This window comes from Asaia sp. SF2.1 (assembly GCF_000505765.1).
In the GTDB taxonomy this organism is placed as follows: domain Bacteria; phylum Pseudomonadota; class Alphaproteobacteria; order Acetobacterales; family Acetobacteraceae; genus Asaia; species Asaia bogorensis.
Genome location: NZ_AYXS01000051.1, coordinates 93,153 through 94,109, shown reverse-complemented (window position 1 = coordinate 94,109; position 957 = coordinate 93,153). Strand labels below are relative to the sequence as shown.

Here is a 957-nt window from a genome sequence, read left to right as displayed (position 1 = left end):
AGAAGAAAATACTGCAGCTATTTCGTCCTTGGACAAAGCCGCGAGCGTACTTCGTGATCGGGTCGCATTCTTCCGGTTGGAACAATGAGGTACGTTCTTAAGAGCATGAGCTAGAACGAACCGACCGCACGGTAGCCATTTCCATCGTGGCTACCGACTCTCTCAAATATGAAAAAATGAAGAAATTTACGAGTATTGCCTCGCGAGGTGAGTATATTGTGTAATATGTTCACATGGCGAAGTTTTGAGAATCAATGCTAGTGCCATGATATAACGTCATATATTTGTCATATAAACGGTCTGTATTCATGTCGGATATGTTTTCTGGTTCATTGATATCCTCGGAATTTACCGAGATAACCAGTACTCCGCCGCGTATCATGGCAGATATTGTGGAAACTGTTCCGGTATTGGGGGGTGATGATATCGGAGCTACGGTAAACCAGCTTTTCACAGATGACGACAATCTTTCAATGATCGCTGTTTTACATGAAGACGGGCGACCGGTCGGGATTATCGATAGACAGTTTTTCTTCGCGGTTATGTCAGGACGTTTCGGACGTTCACTCTACACCCGACGGAAGGTGGGCTTACTCCTCAGAGGGCCGACCAAAGTTGTCGAATACGATGTGGCCATAGCAGATTTCACTCGTTCACTCCTTGGTGCCGACGCACACGATCTCTATCGCGGTTTCCTCATAGTGCGAGAAGGGCGGTACCTTGGAGTTGGTTCGACCCTCTCTCTGGTTCGAGCTGCGAATCTGCAGAATGAAGCGTCTGCCATACGTTCAGCAGAAACGGCTGAAGACCTTCGTCAGGTCATCGCGGCTATCTCCACGAGTGTTGAAGCGGTCTGCAGGGCATCGTCGTCTATTCGGGAGGGAAGCCTCACATTATCTGGGCATACCCAGAGACAAACCCAGGATCTCACGATTGCCGCCGCAAGTGTGAGAGAGA

The 957-nt window shown here is 48.8% G+C and carries 1 pseudogene; it reads left to right on the top strand.

Going from position 1 to position 957, the window contains the following annotated elements:
• Window positions 1-308: 308 nt before the first annotated feature.
• A pseudogene (locus tag P792_RS37870) lies at window positions 309-957 on the top strand (hypothetical protein); the annotation flags it as partial.